Consider the following 17,272-nt stretch of genomic DNA (forward strand, 5'->3'; position numbering starts at 1 on the left):
TTCGCGAAAAAAGGTCATTTTGCATAACTTTCCGGATTGGCTAAAGTCCTGCCATCCACTTCGCGAAGTACCTATCAGGAGACGCCCGATGGATTCCCCCACGATCCTCACGCCGCGCGACTGGCCGTCGCATCCGGCCTATATCCACCCCGAGTACCGTTCGTCCGTGAAGCGCGGCCCGACCCGCCCGCTGATCCCGCTGAAGGAGAAACTGCGCGACCAGTACGCACCCGTCTACGGCGCCGAGGATCTCGGCGCGCTCGACCACGACCTGACGAAGAATGCCGTGAAGAACGGCGAGCCGCTCGGTGAGCGCATGGTCGTCACGGGCCGCGTGCTCGACGAAGGCGGCAAGCCCGTGCGCAACACGCTCGTCGAGGTGTGGCAGGCGAACGCCGCCGGCCGCTACGTGCACAAGGTCGACCAGCACGACGCGCCGCTCGACCCGAACTTCCTCGGCGCGGGCCGCTGCCTGACCGACAACGAAGGCCGCTACCGCTTCCTGACGATCAAGCCCGGCGCATATCCGTGGGGCAACCATCCGAACGCGTGGCGCCCGAATCACATCCATTTCTCGCTGTTCGGCGATTACTTCGGCTCGCGTCTCGTCACGCAGATGTACTTCCCCGGCGACCCGCTGCTCGCGTACGACCCGATCTTCCAGGGCACGCCCGAGGCCGCGCGCGATCGCCTGATCTCGCGCTTCTCGATGGACATCACCGAAGAAGGCTATGCGCTCGGCTACGAATTCGACATCGTGCTGCGCGGCCGCGACGCTACCCCGATGGAGCGCTGAACCATGACGACGCTGAAGCAAACCCCTTCGCAGACGGTCGGCCCGTACTTCGCATACGGCCTGTGCCCGCAGCAATACGGCTACGACCTGAAAAGCCTGTTCACGCCGACGATCGCCGCGGCACACGCCGAAGGCGAGCACGTGCTGCTGGTCGGCCAGGTGTTCGACGGCGACGGCAACGTCGTTGGCGACGCGGTGCTCGAATTCACGCAGGTAGACAGCGCGGGTCGTTACCCGGCGTCGCGCGACGACATCGCGAAATCCGGCTTCACGGGCTTCGCGCGGGTCGGCACCGGCACCGATGCGCAGCAGCGCTTCGTCGTCGAGACGGTGAAGCCGGGCCGCCTCACCGCTGGCGAGGCGCCGCACATCAACGTGACCGTGATGATGCGCGGGATCCTCACCCATGCGTTCACGCGCGTGTATTTCGACGACGAAGCCGCCGCGAACGCAGCCGACCCGGTGCTGAACGCGGTGCCCGCCGAGCGTCGCGCGACGCTCGTCGCGAAACGCGACGCGCAACCGGGCCGCCCGGTCGTCTACCGCTTCGACATCCGCATGCAGGGGCCCGACGAAACGGTGTTCTTCGACGTGTGACGCGAGCCGGCGCACGCCGGCTTCGCCCGCTACCACAACGCCGCGCGGCGCGATACCGACAGGCATCGCGCCACGCGGCGTTTTTCGTGTTCAGGCGCCATCATTCGATGCTGCGGCGCAGCGCGCCAGGCCACGGGCGTCGATGCCCGGCGTCAGGGGCTGCCGCCCCCGTCTCGAACGCTCGATTGAAACGCATGCTGCGACTGCACATGAATCGTCGCCCCGGCAGGATATCGTTTGCGCGTTATGCGGCGTATGCTGCGTTATCCGCAACACTCAAACGGAATTAAATCAGGATCGGCAATAATTACGCATGCCATGCGCGACATCGGCCCACCGGGCCATGCGCGCATTTTTTCTGACCGGGTGCCTTTAAGCGCGTCTGACCGAAGTTGGCAGACGCGTATTTTTTTCGGAGACCGGCACATCGGCGTGGTGCCGCGGATGCCTCCCGGTCAGCGCCGAATCTCCAGATAGCGGCTCGGCGTATCGCCCAGAATGCGGCGAAACGCCGACGTGAACGCGCTGGCGCTCGCGTACCCGAGATCGAGCGCGACGCGCGTAACCGGCTGCCCGTCGCTCAGGCGGGCGATCGCCGCGAGCATGCACACCTGCTGGCGCCATGCGGCGAAACTCACGCCCGTCTGCGCGCGAAACTGCCGCGTGAACGTGCGCCGGCTCACGCCGGCATCGGCGGCCACCTGGTCGAGATCGGCCGCGATAGACGGCGACGCGAGCAGGTGCCGGCACACCTTCGCCAGCCTCGCGTCGGCCGGCAGCGGCGCATGCAGCGACAGCCGCGGCATCGTCGCGATTTCCGCGACCAGCAGCGCCATCAGCTTGCCCGCGCGCCCGTCGACGTCGTACAGGGCCGGCAGGTCGATCGCATCGTCGATCAGTTGCCGCAGCAGCGCCGATACGCCATAGACGCCGCATTGCTCGGGCAGGCCCGCCTCGAGCGCGGCGTCGCCGGACACGAACGTGTTGAGCATCGTGACCGGCCCGGTCATCGTCATTTCGTGCCGCACGCCGGCCGGCACCCAGCACGCGCGCTGCGGCGGCACCAGCCAGCGCCCGTGCGGCGTCGACACGCTGATCGTGCCGCGCGACGCGAACGCGAATTGCCCGCGCACGTGCGCGTGTTCCGGAAACGTCGTACCCGCCGCGTAGTCGTTCGCGGTCACGACCACGCTTCGCGGAATGTGTTCGTAGGGATCTAGCAGCGTATTTCTCACGGCCCGAATTCCATCATCAATGACCCGATATCGAAGGCGGGTCTCCTTCGCGCGATCTACGATCCGCTCCACCCCTTGCGCGACCTCGCGGCCGCAAGACCCGTCGGCCTGATCGGCCGGATTACCACTGCATCGGAGCGGACATGCCGAATACGTTTCATCGCGTGGGGGACGGCCCCCACCCTGTTCTTGTACTGCCCGGCTGGTTCGGCGACGCCCACGCGTTCGAACCCGTCGAAGCGTGGCTGTCGCGTGAGCGTTTCAGCTATGTGTTCATGGACTACCGCGGTTACGGCCGCATGCGCGACACAGCCGGCGACTACACGATCGACGAGATCGCCGCCGACGCGCTCGCGCTTGCCGACGCACTCGAATTCCCGACCTTCAGCGTCGTCGGCCACTCGATGGGTGCGATGGCGGCCGAGAAAATCGCCGTCATCGCACCCGACCGGGTGCGCGCGCTCGTGCCGGTCACCCCCGTGCCTTGCGGCGGCCTGCCGTTCGACGCGGAGAAACGCGCGCTATTCGAGCGGGCCGCCGACCACGTCGCCGATCGCCGGACCATCATCGATCGCAGCACCGGCGGCCGGCTGCCCGCCGCCTGGGTCGCGTGGAAAGCGGCGTATTCGGCAGCCCGTTCGTCGCCGCCGGCGTTCGGCGCGTACTTCCGCGCGTGGGCCGATACGGATTTCAGCCACGAGATCGCCGGCACCCATCCGGTGAAAGTGCTGATCGGCGAGCACGATCCGGCGTTCGACGCGGCGCTGATGGCCCGCACCTACCTGCGGCGCTACCCGCGCGCCACCGTCGACGTGTTGCGCAATGCGGGCCACTATCCGATGAACGAGACGCCGCTCGCGCTGGTCGCGGCCATGGAAACGTTCCTGCTTGCCGTGACAGCGAGCCCTGCAGCCGCCCATTGACCGGTCGCACGCCGGCGACATCGCCGCGGCACGCATCACCGCAGCATGAACGACATCGCAGACAGGCTGTTCAACGTGCGCACCACGTGCTCGACCGAAGGCCCGTCGAAGCGCAGCGTCACCGCATCGACGCGCTCCAGCGACGGCAGCACGCAGAACAGGTCGGCCAGTGCCGCCGTCTGCACACGCAACGTGCAGGCGGCCGGCGCGGGCCGACGGGCACCGCCGCGCACGCCTGCCGACAGTGCCTGTACGACCGTCTCGCGCGCAGCGGCTGCGATCCGCGCACACGATGCGGACGGCGTGAGCGTATCGCCGCTCGAAGCGCCGCCGGCCGTCTTGACCGTCTCGAAATGCGCATCCGGAAACAGCGGCTGCGTTTCTTCCGCAAACACGTCGTCGCCGGTGGCCAGCGCGACGTGCGCGCCGTACTCGCGGGCCAGCGCGCCGTACAGCCCGGCTTCGCCGAGCTCGACGCCGTTCAGCCACACCTGCGTGAACGCGAAGCTGTTGATCGTGTGCGCGAGGATGCCGCGCGTCTGCGATTTCGCGTGATAGCCGATCATGAACACGAGGTCGGGCTGCTGTTCGAGGCCCGCCATCATCCCGAGCGTGCGCGGCTTGCCGAGCACGACACGCGCACGCGCATCGAGCCCGTCGGGCAGCAGGTTGCGGAAACCGCCGTGCGAATCGTTGACCCACACGGCCTGCGCGCCGCCCATGAACGCGCCTTCGATCGCCGCATTCGCCTCGGCGGTCATCCAGCGCCGCGCGCGTTCGTATTCCGGATTGCCGGCACGCGTCTGCTCGGTGGCGAACACGCCGGCGACGCCTTCGATGTCGGTCGAAATCAGGATCTTCATGACTGGATAAGACGTCCTTCGTGGCCTTCGTTGAACAGGCGATCGAGATCGGGCACCGCGTCGCGCAGCGATTGCCGCACGTGACCGTCGCGCCCGGCCACCGTCACGGCCTGCAGCAACGCATCGGCGATGGCGTGCTCGACGCTTTCGGCGGCCGCCATGAACAGCGGATCGAGCGCCGCATCGGCGACGAGGGCCGGCAGCGCGATGGTCGACGCGTCGTGCGCGATCGTGTAGGCGGTGGAGAAGGCGAGCGCGATGTCGCCGCTGCCGTGCCCGTACACCGAACCCGTGCGGGCCAGACCCGCGCCCGCACGGCGCGCGAGCCGCGACAGTTGCCGCGCGTCGAGCGGCGCATCGGTGGCCAGCAACAGGATGATCGAGCCCTGCTCGGGTGGTGCCGCGTGCGCGGCCTCGGCCGCGCGCCGTTGCGCGACGATGCGCCCGAGCGGCACGCCGCCGAGCGTCAGCATCGGCAGCCGGCCGAAATTCGCGAGCACGAGCGCGCCGACCGTATAGGGCCGGCCGGCCGCGACCGCAACGCGCGACGCCGAACCGATCCCGCCCTTCAGGTCGAAGCACGACATCCCGCGCCCGGCCCCCACCGCGCCGCGCGCGACGTCACGCGACGCCGCGCGGCACGCGTCGTCGTAATGCGCGGCCGTGACCGCGAACGCCTGGATATCGTTCAGATAACCGTCGTTGCACTCGAACACGAGCGGGTTGACGGTCGGCCAGTCGCGGCCGATCTGCGGATTCGCCGCGATCGCCGCGCGGATCTGCGCATGCGCGAGCGCGCCGACGCCGAACGTATTGGTCAGCGCGATCGGCGTCTCGAGCGTGCCGAGCTCGTCGACCTGCACGAGCCCGACGCTCTTGCCGAAGCCGTTGATCACGGCGGCCCCGGCCGGCACCTTGCTGCGGTACACGTCGCCCGGATGCGGCTTCACGACGGTCACGCCCGTCTGCACGTTGCCGGCATCGAGCGTGCAATGGCCGACCGTCACGCCCGGCACGTCGGCGATCGTGCCGCGCGGCCCGGCCGGCAGCGCTGCCGTCCACATCGGTGCGATGCGCATCAGCGGCGCTCCAGCTTCGGATCGAGCGCGTCGCGCAGCCCGTCGCCGAGCAGGTTGAACGCGAGCACGGTCAGGAAGATCGCGAGGCTCGGGAAGATCGCGATGTGCGGCGCCGTCACCATGTCCGCGCGCGCCTCGTTGAGCATCGCGCCCCACTCCGGCGTCGGCGGCTGCGCACCGAGCCCGAGGAACGACAGGCTCGCGGCGGTGATGATCGACGTGCCGATCCGCATCGTGAAGTAGACGACGACCGACGACACGGTGCCCGGCAGGATGTGCCGCATGATGATCGTCCAGTCCGACGCGCCGATGCTGCGAGCGGCCTCGACATAGGTCATGTGCTTGAGCATCAGCGTGTTGCCGCGCACGAGCCGCGCGAACGCCGGGATGCTGAAGATCGCGACCGCGCAGATCACGTTGACCATCCCGTTGCCGAGGATCGCGACCACGCCGATCGCGAGCAGGATGCCCGGGAACGCGAACAGCACGTCGGCCACGCGCATCGTGATGCGGTCCCACCAGCCTTCGTAGTAGCCGGCGAGCAGCCCGAAGAACGTGCCGATCACCGCACCGAGCGCGACGGAGAAGAAACCGGCCGCGAGCGAGATGCGCGTGCCCGTGATGATCCGGCTGAAGATGTCGCGGCCGAGCGAATCGACGCCGAACCAGTGCACGGCCGACGGCCCCGCGTTCAGCGCGTCGTAGTCGAAATAGTTCTCCGGATCGAACGGCACGACGTGCGGGCCGACGAACGCCAGCACGACGAGCGCCAGCACGAAGCCGCCCGCGACGAGCGCGACGGTCTGCTTGCGGAACTTGCGCCAGAATTCGCGCCACGGCGTGCGGATCGCGGTGGGTGCGGCCGGCGCCGCGGTCTGGACAGTCGCGTTCATGCGCGCCTCACTTGAACCGGATGGTCGGGTTGATGACCGCGTACAGCACGTCGACGGTCAGGTTGATCAGGATGAATTCGAGCGAAAACAGCAACACGATCGCCTGGATCACGGGGTAGTCGCGCATCGTCACGGCATCGACGAGCAGGCGCCCGAGCCCCGGCCAGTTGAACACGACCTCGACGACGATCGAGCCGCCCAGCAGGAAGCCGAACTGCAGCCCCATCATCGTGACGACCGGGATCATCGCGTTGCGCAGGCAGTGCTTGAGCACCACCATCGGCTCATGCACGCCTTTGGCGCGCGCGGTGCGCACGAAATCCTCGTTCAGCACCTCGACGAACGACGCACGCGTGAAGCGCGCCATCACGGCCGCGACCGCGGCGCCGAGCGTCAGCGACGGCAGCACGTAGCTCCGCCACGAACCGTCCGGCACGACGGGCAGCCAGCCGAGCTTCACCGAGAAAATTTCCATCAGCAGCATGCCGAGCGCGAACGCGGGAAACGAGATGCCCGACACCGCGAGCGTCATGCCGAGGCGGTCCGGCCAGCGGTTGCGCCACACCGCCGACGCGATGCCGATCGCCATGCCGAAGGCCGTCGCCCACACCATGCTGACGAGCGTCAGCATCAGCGTCGGCATGAAGCGTTCGCCGATCTCGGTCGATACCGGCCGCTTGCTGCGGGTCGACAGGCCGAAATCGCCGTGCGCGATCTTCACGAAGAAGTTCACGAACTGCGCGGGCAGCGGCCGGTCGAGGCCGAGATCGGTGCGCACCAGCGCGACCGTCGCGTCGTCGGCTTCGGGCCCGGCCGCGAGCCGCGCCGGATCGCCCGGCAGCAGGTGGACGAACAGGAACACCAGCACCGCGACGATCGCGAGCGTGGGCAGCAGGCCGAACAGGCGTTTGACGAGAAAATTCAGCATGGGGCACCGATCGAATCAGCGTGCCGGCGGCTTGCGCCGCCGGCACCGCGTGGCGGACGAACCGCCGTCATCACCACTGTCATTTCAGCGAGATTTCGTCGAAGTTGAACGAGCCGTCAGGCATCACGTACGCACCCTGAAGCCGCTTGCTGCGCGCATACACGATCTTCTCCTGCACGAGGAAGATCCACGGCGCATCGGCCCAGATCTGCTTCTGCGCATCGGCGTAGAGCTCGGCCTTCTTCGAGCGGTCGACCGTCTCCAGTGCCTTCGAGAGATCGCCGTCGACCGTGTCGTTCTTGTAGTACGCGGTATTCAGGAGCTTCGGCGGCGCCGACGCGCCGGCGAGCAGCGGCGTGATCGCCCAGTTCGCCTCGCCGGTCGACGACGACCAGCCGATGTAGTACATCCGCACCGGCGCCTTCGCCGGATCCGGCGCGCTCTCCACCTTCGCGACGCGCTCGCCGGCTTCCAGCGCCTGCACCTGCACCTTCACGCCGACCTGCGCGAGCTGCTGCTGCACGAACTGGATCGCCTTCTGCGACGTCGAGTTGTTATAGGCGGACCACAGCGTCGTCTCGAAGCCGTTCGGGTAACCGGCCTCCTTCAGCAGCGCGCGCGCCTTCGCCGGGTCGTAGGGCCACGGGCCCGGCTTCGTCGCGTAGTCGACGCCCTGCGGCACCACGCCGGTGGACGGCGTCGCGAAGCCGGCGAACGCGACCTTCGCGAGCGCTTCCTTGTTCACCGCGTAGTTCAGCGCCTGGCGCACCTTCGGGTTGTCGAACGGCTTCTGCTGCAGGTTCAGCGACACGTAGCGCTGCACGATCGACGGCCGCTCCACGACGTCGACCTTCGGGTTGCCCTTCAGGTCGGCAGCCTGCTCGAACGGAATGCGGAACGCGAAATCGGCCTCGCCCGTCTTGATCAGCGCCGCGCGCGTGTTGTTGTCGACCACCGGCTTCCAGTCGATCGCGTCGATCTTCGGGTAGCCCTTCTTCCAGTAGCCGGCGAACTTCTTCACCTTCAGGTCGTCGGTCTGCTTCCATTCGACGAACTCGAACGGCCCCGTGCCGACCGGATGCAGCGCGATGTCGCGGCCCCACTTCTTCAGCGCGGCCGGCGAGATCATCACGGCCGACGGGTGCGCGAGCGTGTTGATCAGCGCGGAGAACGGCTCGCGCAGCGTGATCTTCACCGTGTACGGATCGACCACTTCGGTCTTCTCGATCACGCGGAACATGTTGTAGCGCTTCAGGTGGTTCGCGGGATCGGTCACGCGGTCGAAGTTCGCCTTCACGGCCGCCGCGTTGAAATCGGTGCCGTCGTGGAACTTCACGCCCTGGCGCAGCTTGATCGTGTAGGTCTTCGCATCCGGGCTCGCGTCGTAGCCGGTTGCCAGCACGTTGACGAGCTTCATGTCCTTGTCGAAGCCGAACAGCCCCTGGTAGAACGACTTGACGACGGCCTGCGACACCGTGTCGTTCGCGTCGTACGGGTCCATCGTCGTGAACGTCGAATCCACCGCCATCACCGCGGTCTGCTGCGCGAACGCGGGCACCGCGGCCGACAGCGCGAGCGCGCCGGCACCCGCTGCGAGCAGTGCGCGTGGACGGAACATCGGGAACGAATACGGCTTGTTCATCTTGCTGGGCTCCTGTGGGTGATTCGATAACGCGTGGTGAGAGTCGCGGCGGGACGGCGCCCGCTCGGGGAAAATGCGTCGTTGCCTCGCTCGTGCGCAGCTGCGGTCCATGGCAACCTGCGCGTGTTCAGTACGCGCCGCCGACGCGGTGCGTCGCGACGTAGTGATCGGGGCCGACCGCGACGAGCGGCGCGACGACCGGCTCGTCGCCGGCCGCGCGGATCGGGCTCGGGATTTCGTCCGCCGCGAGCTGGCGCGGTGCGTGCCGGCGCGCGGGATCGGCCACCGGCACCGCGCTCATCAGTTTCTTCGTGTACGGATGCTGCGGCGCCTCGAACACCGCGCGGCGCGGGCCGATCTCGACGATCTGGCCGAGATACATCACCGCGACACGATGGCTGATGCGCTCCACGACGGCCATGTCGTGCGAGATGAACAGGTACGCGACGCCGAGTTCGCGCTGCAGGTCGAGCATCAGGTTGACGATCTGCGCCTGCACCGACACGTCGAGCGCCGACACCGATTCGTCGGCGATCACGACCTTCGGGTTCAGCGCGAGCGCACGCGCGATCGCGATCCGCTGGCGCTGGCCGCCCGAGAATTCATGCGGATAACGACGCGCGGCCTCGGGCGGCAGGCCGACCTTGTCGAGCAGCCAGTCGACCCGCGCCTGCGCGTCGCGGCCGCTCGCGACACCGTGCACGAGCAACGGCTCCATGATCGAGAAACCCACGGTCAGGCGCGGGTTCAGCGATGCGAACGGGTCCTGGAAGATGAACTGGATGTTCCGGCGCAGCGCCTGCAGGTCGGGGCCTTTCAGCGCGCTGATGTCGCGGCCGTCGAACTCGATCGAGCCGCTCTGCGATTCGACGAGGCGCAGCAGCGAGCGGCCGGTGGTCGACTTGCCGCAGCCCGATTCGCCGACCAGCGCGAGTGTCTCGCCCGCGCGCAACTCGAAGCTCACACGCTCGACCGCATGCACGTATTGCGATACGCGGCCGAACACACCGCTCTTCACCGGGAAGCGCGTCACGAGATCGCGCACGCGCAGGATCGGCGACGCGGATCGATCGAAGCCCGGCTGCGCATCGTCGTTCGCCGCCGGTGCGGGCGCCGATGCGGGCGCCGGTGATGCCGCCGGTGCTGCCGTGTTTGCGCCCTCCACCTTCAGCAGCGGGAATTTCTCGGGCGCGTCGGTGCCCTGCATCGAGCCGAGCTTCGGCACGGCCGCGAGCAACGCACGCGTGTAGCGATGCGCGGGCGCCGCGAAGATGCGATCCGACTCGCCCTCCTCGACCTTCTCGCCGCGATACATCACGAGCACGCGATCGGCCACTTCGGCCACCACGCCCATGTCGTGCGTGATGAAGATCACGCCCATGTTCATTTCGTCCTGCAGCCCGCGCACCAGCTGCAGGATCTGCGCCTGGATCGTCACGTCGAGCGCGGTCGTCGGCTCGTCGGCGATCAGCAGCGCGGGCCGGCACGACAGCGCCATCGCGATCATCACGCGCTGCCGCATCCCGCCCGACAACTGGTGCGGATAGCGCGCGAACACGCGGCGCGCCTCCGGAATGCGCACGAGTTCGAGCAGCCGCAGCGTCTCCGCGCGCGCTTCCGATGCACTCTTCGACTGATGCAGCGCGATCGCCTCGCTGATCTGGTCGCCGACGGTAAACACCGGGTTCAGCGACGTCATCGGCTCCTGGAAGATCATCGCGATGTCCGCGCCGCGAATGCCGCGCATCGTCGCACCGCTTGCCTGCGCAAGATCGACGAGCGCGCCGCCGCGCCGGCGGAACGCGATCCGGCCGTTCGTGATCGCGCCGCCGCCGTGCTCGACGAGCCGCATCAGCGCGAGCGACGTGACCGACTTGCCCGAGCCCGATTCGCCGACGATCGCGAGCGTCTCGCCGCGATCGACGTGAAACGACACGTTGCGCACCGCGTCGAACGTCGCGCCTTCGCGGCGGAACGTGACCGACAGGTCGTCGACGGCCACCACGCGCTGCTCGGGCAGCACCAGGCCGGACGGGTTACGGCTCGAAGTCATCGTGGCTCTCCTCTTCGTGCTGGCCGGGATCAGGCGGTGTCGTCGTCGCGATAGATGCCGACCACCGGCGCTTCACCGACGCGCGCGTAACCGCGGTACATCCCTTCGGTGTTGAACGGCATCGCGACGTTGCCCTGCGCGTCGACCGCGATGATCCCGCCGCGGCCCGCGAGGCGCGGCAGCTTGTTCATCACGACGTCGTGCGCGGCATCGGCGAGCGACGCGCCGCGATACGCAATCTGCGCGGCAACGTCATGCGCGGTCGCGAGCCGGATGAACATCTCGCCGGTGCCCGTCGCCGACACCGCGCAGGTCGCATCGTCCGCATAGCAGCCGGCGCCGATGATCGGCGAATCGCCGACACGCCCCGGCTGCTTGTTCGTGATGCCGCCCGTCGACGTCGCCGCCGCGATGTGGCCGTACCGGTCGCACGCGACCGCGCCGACCGTGCCGTGCTTGCGGTCCGGATCGAGCGGCTCGGCCGGCTGCGGCTGCGACTGTGATTTGCCGAACGCGAACGTCGCCGCGTCGTGGTCGAGCATCGCGCCGGCTGCCGTGCGCGCCTTGACCCACTGCGCGTGACGCGCTTCGGTGTCGAAATAGCCGGGCTCCGCGAGTTCGAGCCCCTGTGCGGCCGCGAACGCATCGGCCCCCGCGCCGGCGAACAGCACGTGTTCGCTCGCCTCCATCACGCGCCGCGCGGCGAGCACCGGATTGCGCACGCGCGTCGCGCAGCAGATCGCACCCGCGCCGAGCGTCGCGCCATCCATGACCGCCGCGTCGAGTTCGTGCTTGCCTTCGGCCGTATAGACGGCACCGCGCCCGGCGTTGAACAACGGACAGTCCTCGAGCATCCGCACCGCGACGGTGACGGCGTCGAGCGCGCTGCCGCCGTCGGCCAGCACCTGCTGGGCGGCCGTCAGGATCGCGGTCAGCTCGGCACGGTACTGACGTTCGGTGTCGGAATCCATCGCATCGCGCAGGATCGTGCCTGCGCCGCCGTGAATCGCAACGATCGCGGGTGAAGTCATGTTTTTTTCGGACGGTGGGAAGTAGGGTTGGCGGCCGGCTGCGTCGCTTGCGGCTGCATGAGCCACGGCAGCAGGAATTCGGTCATCTCGGCGGCGGATTTCGCGGACCGGTGCGTGCGCAGCGCGACCGCGTCGATCAGCGCCTCGATCATCGTGAGCACGGCTGCTTCCGACGTGGCCGCGAAGCGCCGTTCGGCCTTGACGTACAGGTTCAGCGACGCGATCGGCGCCAGCGGCGATTGCGGGCCGTCGGAGATACCGAGCACGCGTGCACCGCGCGCCGCCGCGCGGCGGGCCAGTTCGATCGTGTCCTTCACGTAGCGCGGAAACGCGAGCGCGATCACGAGATCGCGCGAGTCGGCCGTATAGAGCCGCCGGGCCGCGTGCGACGGGCCGCCGAGCAGCGCGAGCGACTGCACGTTGTCGTGGCAGACGGACAGCCCGTGCTCCATCAGCCCGGTGAGGAACGCGCTCGACCCCGCGCCGAGGATCAGCACGCGCCGTGCGCCGACGATCGCCTCGACCGCGGCCTCGACATCGGCCGCGTCCAGTTGCGCGCGCGTGTTCTCGATGTTCGCGACGGCCTGGTCGAATACCGCGTCGATCCATGCGGCACCGCGTACCCCGGACTCCTGCTCCTGCGCGGAACGCAGCCGCTCGACCGGCCCGAGCGTCGCCTCGAAGCCGCGCACGAGCGCCGCGCGCATCGCCGGATAGCCGTCGAAACCGAGCGCCTTCGCGAAACGGTTCGCGGTCGCGATCGACGCATTCACGGCCTGCGCGAGTTCGTCGATACGCATCGTCGCCGCGCGGAACGGATTCGCGAGCACGAACTCGCCCATGCGCCGGTGGATCGGCGTCATCAACGGCATCGCCGACGCGATCCGTTCGGCGATCGCGGGTTCGTCGTGACTGGCATCGTGCGGAGCGAGAGGCGTCATGCGAAGGGTCGTTGAAAGAATGATGGAAATGAATTTACACAATCCATGTCGCGAAAAGAAATAAATTTTCATTAACGTTGTCGCGTCCCGTTCCCGCGCCCCGCGATCGCCCGACGCCCGCACAGCCGCGCCGCACGGGCCTTTGGCATGTGATCGCCGCAGGTCTGCGCGTGCGTCGCCTGCGCCCGCCCATCGGGAAAACCCCGAGCAAGTTCGTTCGAATGCAATTTCGCGTTGACCGGATTCGAATTCGAACATAGGATGTTCGAAAATGATCAGTCGTCAGATAACTTCGGACTTCGATGACGGCGAAGTGTTCGCTTGAACGCCATCATTCCGCGTCAAACCGGGAAAGCTGGCGCCCCTCAAGATCGGACATCGTACAAATAAAGCGAAACAGGCCATCCCCAACGGATGGTCGTCATGGATCGGCCCGGCGCCGCGCGCCGGCCCTGCCCGACAGGAGACAGCAGTGAAGACAGTCAAGGCGTTGCGCTGGTGGATCATCGTGCTCGTATGTCTCGGCACGATCCTCAACTACCTCGCACGGAATTCCCTCGCGGTGCTCGCGCCCGAACTCAAGCAGGTGTTCGCGATCTCCACGCAGCAGTACTCGTACATCGTCGGCGCGTTCCAGATCGGTTACACGATCATGCAGCCCGTGTGCGGTTTCATCGTCGACCTGATCGGCCTGCGGCTCGGGTTCGCGCTGTTCGCGATGCTGTGGTCGGTGGTCGGCGTCGCGCACGGCTTCGCATCGGGCTGGCTGTCGCTCGGCATCCTGCGCGGCCTCCTGGGCCTGTTCGAAGCCGCCGCGATTCCGTCGGGGATGAAGGCGGTTGCGGAATGGTTTCCCGATCGCGAAAAATCCGTCGCGGTCGGCTATTTCAACGCGGGCACGTCGCTCGGCGCCGCGATCGCGCCGCCGCTCGTCGTGTTCCTGTCGATGCGGTTCGGCTGGCAGGCCGCGTTCATGGCCACCGGCGCGCTCGGTTTCCTGTGGGCGGCGCTCTGGTACACGCAATACCGGTCGCCCGCCGACCATCCGCGCATCACGCCGCAGGAGCGCGCGCTGATCCGCGACGGCCAGGCGATGATGCCGCCCGTGTCGAAGCGCCGCATTCGCGACGTCGTCACCGCGCGGCGCTTCTGGGCCATCGCGCTGCCGCGTTTCTTCGCCGAGCCTGCGTGGCAGACCTTCAGCTTCTGGATTCCGCTGTACCTCGCGACCGAGCGCCACATGCCGCTCACGCAGATCGCGATCTTCGCGTGGATGCCGTTTCTCGCGGCCGACGCCGGCGGCATCGCGGGCGGTTACCTGTCGCCGTATCTCGCGAAGCGGTTCAGGCTGCCGCTCGTGTGGTCGCGCGTCGCCGGCGTCGCGCTCGGTGCGGTGCTGATGCTCGGGCCCGCGATGATCGGGCTCGTATCGTCGCCGTACACGGCCATCGCGCTGTTCTGCGTCGGCGGCTTCGCGCACCAGATGATCTCCGCGCTCGTCAACACGCTGTCGGCCGACGTGTTCGATTCCGAGGAAGTCGGCACCGCGAGCGGCTTCGCCGGGATGGCCGCGTGGATCGGCGGGCTCGGTTTCTCGCTGCTGGTCGGCGCCCTCGCCGACAAGATCGGCTATGCGCCGCTGTTCGCGTGCCTCGGCCTGTTCGACATCATCGGCGTCACGCTGCTCGCGGTGCTGATCCGCGGGCAGTCGAAGCAGGAACGCCTGCTCGCACGGCACGCCTGACCTTCGCCCTTAACAGGAATCGCACTCATGACTTCGCTTCTTCATCCGCCCGTGTTCCGCGTCGCCGGCCAGCACGCGAACCGTGTGCTGCTCGCGTCCGATACGGGCGCGACCCTCGAGATCTTCGTGCTCGAGGACGACATCGTGCGCGTGCGCGTGCTGCCCGACGCGACGGCGCGCAACCCGCGCACGTGGACGATCGCACCGGGCCTCGACGACGTGCCGCTCGAAGGGCGCGATCGCCTCGACCTCGATGGCTTCGCACTGCCCGCCTTTTCGCTCGCCGAAGACGACGACGGCCTGCACATCGAAACCGAGCAGATCCGGCTCGCCGTGCGCCGGCAAGGCGGCCACTGCACGTGGTCGATGCGCGGCGCGGACGGCGCGTGGCGCGTCGCACTCGCCGACCGCGCGACGCAGGCGTACAACTTCGGCTGGTGGGACGACCGCGCCTATCACTATGTCGCCCGCGAGCGCGGCGACAAGGTATTCGGCCTCGGCGAACGCGCGGGCGAGCTCGACCGCACCGGCGCGCGCTTCGAGATGCGCAACATCGACGCGATGGGCTACAGCGCGAAGCACACCGACCCGCTGTACAAGCACATCCCGTTCTACATCACGTGGTCGCCCGATGCGTGCCAGGGGTTCGGGCTGTTCTACGACACGCTGTCGGACTGCGCGTTCGACATGGGCCGCGAGCTCGACAACTATCACGGCCCGTACCGCTACTTCGTCGCCGAGCATGGCGATCTCGACTACTACTTCATCGCGTCGCCCGACACGCCGCTCGCGGCCGCGCGGCGCTTCACGTGGCTCACGGGGCGCCCCGCGCGCACCCCGAAATGGGGGCTCGGCTACTCGGGCTCGACGATGAGCTACACCGATGCGCCGGACGCGCAGCAGCAGATGAACCAGTTCGTCGAACAGTGCGACACGCACGACATCCTGTGTGATTCGTTCCACCTGTCGTCGGGCTATACGTCGATCGGCGCGAAGCGCTACGTGTTCAACTGGAACCGCGACAAGTTTCCCGACGCGAAGGGCTTCGTGCAGCATTACCGCGACCACGGCATCCGCCTGTGCGCGAACATCAAGCCGTGCCTGCTGCGCGACCATCCCGCCTTCGAGGACGCGGCAACGCGCGGGCTGCTGATCCGCTCGGCGTCCGGCGAGCCGGCCTGGGTGCAGTTCTGGGACGAGGTCGGCGCGTATCTCGACTTCACGCAGCCGGACGCGTACCGCTGGTGGCGCGAGCAGGTCACGTCGGCGCTGCTCGAATACGGGATCGAGTCGACCTGGAACGACAACAACGAATACGAGATCTGGTCGCCCGACGCGATCGCGCACGGCTTCGGCCAGCCGTTTCCCGCGCGCGAGGCGAAGGTGCTGCAGACGATGCTGATGATGCGCGCGTCGCGCGAAGCGCAGCGCGCGCATGCACCGGCGCAGCGCCCGTTCCTCGTGTCGCGCTCCGGCGGTGCCGGCATGCAGCGTTATGTGCAGACCTGGTCCGGCGACAACTACACGTCGTGGGAAACGCTGCGCTACAACCTGAAGATGGGCCTCGGGCTTGCGCTGTCGGGCGTGTCGAACATCGGCCACGACATCGGCGGCTTCTCCGGGCCCGCGCCGTCGCCCGAACTGCTGCTGCGCTGGGTGCAGTTCGGCATCTTCATGCCGCGCTTCAGCATCCATTCGTGGAACGACGACGGCACCGTCAACGAACCGTGGATGTACCCGGAGATCACCGCGCAGGTCGCCTCGCTGATCAAGCAGCGCTACCGGCTGCTGCCCTACCTCTATCACCTGCTGTGGCTGTCGACGACGCGCTACGAGCCCGTGCTGCGGCCGACCTTCGCCGATTTCCCCGGCGACGCACGCTGCTACGACGCATGCGACGACATGATGCTCGGCGACGCGCTGCTCGTCGCGCCGGTCGTCGATCCGGGCCTGACGGAGCGCACCGTGTATCTGCCGTCGGGCGCGCGCTGGATGTGCTGGGCGAGCGCGCGGTCGTTCGACGGCGGCGCGAGCGTGACGCTGCCCGCCCCGCTCGACACGCCGGTGATGCTGCTGCGCGAGGGCCGCGTGCTGCCGCTGAACGTCGCGGAACAGCATTTCGACGCACGTGCCGACACACGCGGCTTCGTCGTCGCGCCGCGTATCGAGGACGGCGTCGCGTACGGCGAATGCATCGAGGACGACGGCGAGACGGAAGCATGGCGCGACGGCGAATACGGGCTGTGGCGCGTCGAAACCGGCCGCGAGGCGTCGGGCGTGCTCGGCGTGTCGGTGCGCTGGGACGGCCGACCGGCACGCCCGGCCGACCGCGTCGAGATCCTGCTGCCCGCGTCGGTGCAAGGCGCGGTCGCTGTGCGCGGCGCCCGCATCGAACAGGATGCGCAAAGCGGTACATGGCGCCGCATCGTCGTCGCCTTCGACCACTGAAGCAAACCCGATCGGGCGGGCCGTTCATGCGGCCCGCCGCCCGCTGCAGAGGAGGCGACCGAGCCTCCCGCCCACCTTGAAAAGATGAACAGACCTGGA

At 68.1% G+C, this 17,272-nt stretch carries 14 protein-coding genes; 5 read left to right on the forward strand and 9 right to left on the reverse strand.

From position 1 onward, the window contains the following. Window positions 1–88 precede the first annotated feature (88 nt). On the forward strand, window positions 89–796 hold the full coding sequence (pcaH, locus tag DPV79_RS09110; RefSeq protein WP_021159510.1) for a protocatechuate 3,4-dioxygenase subunit beta: 708 nt from the start codon (window positions 89–91) through the stop codon (window positions 794–796). Window positions 797–799: 3 nt separating this feature from the next. Continuing rightward, complete coding sequence (pcaG, locus tag DPV79_RS09115) at window positions 800–1,393, forward strand: protocatechuate 3,4-dioxygenase subunit alpha (RefSeq protein ID WP_021159511.1); 594 nt, start codon at window positions 800–802, stop codon at window positions 1,391–1,393. A gap of 455 nt (window positions 1,394–1,848) precedes the next feature. Here the strand turns inward: pcaG and DPV79_RS09120 are convergent, their stop codons facing one another. Beyond that, a complete protein-coding gene (locus DPV79_RS09120; RefSeq protein ID WP_027791368.1) occupies window positions 1,849–2,628 on the reverse strand; it encodes an AraC family transcriptional regulator in 780 nt (259 codons plus the stop codon). 143 nt (window positions 2,629–2,771) lie between these two features. On the opposite strand from DPV79_RS09120, the gene DPV79_RS09125 reads away from it, so the two are divergent. Next, complete coding sequence (locus tag DPV79_RS09125) at window positions 2,772–3,551, forward strand: alpha/beta fold hydrolase (RefSeq protein WP_111941597.1); 780 nt, start codon at window positions 2,772–2,774, stop codon at window positions 3,549–3,551. Window positions 3,552–3,586: 35 nt separating this feature from the next. Here DPV79_RS09125 and DPV79_RS09130 read toward each other — a convergent pair whose 3' ends face one another. The 8 genes from DPV79_RS09130 to DPV79_RS09165 form a co-directional block, all read right to left on the reverse strand. Beyond that, window positions 3,587–4,414: a M55 family metallopeptidase gene (locus DPV79_RS09130; RefSeq protein WP_059683222.1), complete on the reverse strand. Its 828-nt coding sequence runs from the start codon at window positions 4,412–4,414 to the stop codon at window positions 3,587–3,589. Beyond that, a complete protein-coding gene (locus DPV79_RS09135; protein WP_048021801.1) occupies window positions 4,411–5,493 on the reverse strand; it encodes a DmpA family aminopeptidase in 1,083 nt (360 codons plus the stop codon). The genes DPV79_RS09130 and DPV79_RS09135 overlap by 4 nt, the downstream gene beginning before the upstream one ends. After that, the gene (gene gsiD, locus DPV79_RS09140; RefSeq protein ID WP_021156639.1) at window positions 5,493–6,386 is read right to left on the reverse strand and encodes a glutathione ABC transporter permease GsiD; all 894 of its coding nucleotides are present in this window, start codon (window positions 6,384–6,386) and stop codon (window positions 5,493–5,495) included. Before gsiD ends, DPV79_RS09135 begins: the two co-directional genes overlap by 1 nt. Window positions 6,387–6,393: 7 nt before the next feature. Next, window positions 6,394–7,314 (reverse strand): glutathione ABC transporter permease GsiC, encoded by a 921-nt coding sequence (gsiC, locus tag DPV79_RS09145; RefSeq protein WP_113045237.1) that lies wholly within the window; start codon window positions 7,312–7,314, stop codon window positions 6,394–6,396. Between the two features lie 79 nt (window positions 7,315–7,393). Beyond that, a complete protein-coding gene (gsiB, locus tag DPV79_RS09150; RefSeq protein ID WP_048021797.1) occupies window positions 7,394–8,956 on the reverse strand; it encodes a glutathione ABC transporter substrate-binding protein GsiB in 1,563 nt (520 codons plus the stop codon). 127 nt (window positions 8,957–9,083) lie between these two features. Then, window positions 9,084–11,009, reverse strand: coding sequence for a dipeptide ABC transporter ATP-binding protein (locus DPV79_RS09155; protein ID WP_113045238.1), 1,926 nt, complete (start codon window positions 11,007–11,009; stop codon window positions 9,084–9,086). Between the two features lie 29 nt (window positions 11,010–11,038). Then, a complete protein-coding gene (locus DPV79_RS09160; RefSeq protein ID WP_048021794.1) occupies window positions 11,039–12,040 on the reverse strand; it encodes an isoaspartyl peptidase/L-asparaginase family protein in 1,002 nt (333 codons plus the stop codon). Further along, window positions 12,037–12,981, reverse strand: coding sequence for a MurR/RpiR family transcriptional regulator (locus tag DPV79_RS09165; RefSeq protein ID WP_113045239.1), 945 nt, complete (start codon window positions 12,979–12,981; stop codon window positions 12,037–12,039). The genes DPV79_RS09160 and DPV79_RS09165 overlap by 4 nt, the downstream gene beginning before the upstream one ends. A 472-nt stretch (window positions 12,982–13,453) precedes the next feature. On the opposite strand from DPV79_RS09165, the gene DPV79_RS09170 reads away from it, so the two are divergent. Together DPV79_RS09170 and DPV79_RS09175 are read left to right on the forward strand one after the other, a co-directional pair. After that, the gene (locus DPV79_RS09170) at window positions 13,454–14,725 is read left to right on the forward strand and encodes an MFS transporter (protein ID WP_113045240.1); all 1,272 of its coding nucleotides are present in this window, start codon (window positions 13,454–13,456) and stop codon (window positions 14,723–14,725) included. Window positions 14,726–14,752: 27 nt separating this feature from the next. After that, on the forward strand, window positions 14,753–17,173 hold the full coding sequence (locus DPV79_RS09175; RefSeq protein ID WP_113045241.1) for a glycoside hydrolase family 31 protein: 2,421 nt from the start codon (window positions 14,753–14,755) through the stop codon (window positions 17,171–17,173). The last annotated feature ends 99 nt before the right edge of the window (window positions 17,174–17,272 follow it).

Source organism: Burkholderia reimsis, from assembly GCF_003294055.1.
Taxonomy (GTDB): Bacteria; Pseudomonadota; Gammaproteobacteria; order Burkholderiales; family Burkholderiaceae; genus Burkholderia; species Burkholderia cepacia.